General features: G+C 72.2%; 3 protein-coding genes. All 3 read right to left on the bottom strand.

All coding sequences use genetic code 11. The features are described 5' to 3' along the window. Positions 1 to 631: ATP-binding cassette domain-containing protein (locus tag D183_RS0119525; RefSeq protein WP_232757320.1), on the bottom strand; the 631-nt coding region annotated here is incomplete at its 3' end. Then, positions 597 to 986 (bottom strand): GntR family transcriptional regulator, encoded by a 390-nt coding sequence (locus D183_RS0119530; protein WP_017910488.1) that lies wholly within the window; start codon positions 984 to 986, stop codon positions 597 to 599. The genes D183_RS0119525 and D183_RS0119530, both read right to left, overlap by 35 nt. A gap of 67 nt (positions 987 to 1053) precedes the next feature. Further along, a partial coding sequence (locus tag D183_RS0119535) for a M23 family metallopeptidase (protein WP_017910489.1) occupies positions 1054 to 1678 on the bottom strand: 625 nt, incomplete at its 5' end.

The raw sequence follows: 1678 nt of genomic DNA on the forward strand, positions 1-1678 counted from the left end.
AGAACAGCACGGTGGTGCCGGCATCGCAGGTTTCGGTGACGATCTCGCGCATCAGGTCGCGGCGCGCCACCGGATCCAGCGCCGAGGCCGGTTCGTCGAGCACCAGCAGCGCCGGCCGCGCCGCCAGTGCGCGCACCAGGGCCAGGCGCTGGGCCTGGCCGGGGGAGAGCGTGTCGATGCGCTGGCGGCGGTCCAGTTCCCAGCGGCGCAGCAGCGCGTCCGCGCGCTGCGCGTCCCAGTGCGGATAGAGCTGCGCGGCGAAGGCCAGCAGTTCCTCTACGCGCATCCAGCCGAAGGCCTGGGGCTGCTGGGGCACGAAGCCGATGCGCGCCTTGCGCGCGTCGTCCAGGCGCAGCGCCGGACCGCCGAATACCTGCGCCTGGCCGCGCTGCGGCTGCAGCAGGCCGAGCAGGCAAGCCAACAGGGTGCTCTTGCCGGCGCCGTTGCGGCCGATCAGTCCGACGACCTCGCCGCGCCCGATCTGCAGGCCCACGCCTCGCAGCACGTCGCTGGCACCGAACGCCAGGTGCAGGTCGTGCGCCGCCAGCGGCAGGTCCATGTCCAGATCGGTCTGGATTGCGCTCTGCATCACCACGCTACTCATCGCCAGGTTCTCCAAACAACTGTTCAAGACGTTCGATCACGGGAGGCGCCGGCAGGCCCAGTTCGCGGCAATGCCGGACCAGTTCCTGCAGCCGGGGTTCGATCAACTCCAGGCGCTGCCGTTGCGGTGCGGCGGCGGTCGCGGCCACCGCCATGCCGCGGCCGCGCAGGCGTTCCAGCACGCCCTCGGCTTCGAGCTGGCTGTAGGCGCGCGAGACCGTCATCGGGTTCACCGCGTGGACCGCGGCGACCTCGCGCACCGAGGGCAGGCCGTCGCCCGGGCGCAGTTGCCCGGCGGCGACCAGGCGGCGGATCTGCTCGGCGATCTGCCGGTAGATCGGCTCGGGGGCGCTGGGTTGCACGTGGAGGTGGGTTGCATCCATGTGTATTAATACATCAATACACTTGGCGAATGTCAATGCGTTTGCCGACGAACGGTAGGCGGCGCGCTCAGGGTGGGGTGGGATGAGCGAAGCGCAGTTCGCCCAGTGGGCCGGCCATGCGGAACGGCACCGATTCCAGGCGCAGGCCGCGGTTGAGCTGGACGGCGAAATGCAGGTGCGGGCCGCTGCTCAGGCCGGTGTTGCCGGACAGGCCGAGGCGCTCGCCACGCTGCACCGCCTGGCCCACCCGCACCTGCACGCCGCCGGGGGCCAGGTGCGCGTAGATCGCCATGCTGCCGTCGGCGTGCACCACCCGCACCAGATTGGCGACCTGACCCAGGCGCGGGTCGGTGCCGGATTCGCGGAAGTCGTCGCGCACCTCCATCACCACGCCCGCGCGCGCGGCCAGCACCGGCGTGCCGTCGGGCAGGGCGAAATCCAGGGCATAGGCGTTGGCCGGGTCGCGATGGCTGAAGGCGCCGCCGAAGCCCTGGTCGATGCGCACCGGGCGATCGGCGAAGGGCAGGGCGTACAGCACCGCGTCGGCATGGGCGCGCGGCGAACCGGGCACTGCCTCGATGCGCAGCCGGGCGTCGCCAGCGTCGGTCTCGGCCAGGGCGCCGGACGGATACAGGCGCGCGACCACGCGGCGCTCGCCGGCGGCCAGCTCCGCGGTCAACGGCAGCGCGGGG

Source organism: Xanthomonas sp. SHU 199 (assembly GCF_000364665.1).
Classification (GTDB): domain Bacteria; phylum Pseudomonadota; class Gammaproteobacteria; order Xanthomonadales; family Xanthomonadaceae; genus Xanthomonas_A; species Xanthomonas_A sontii.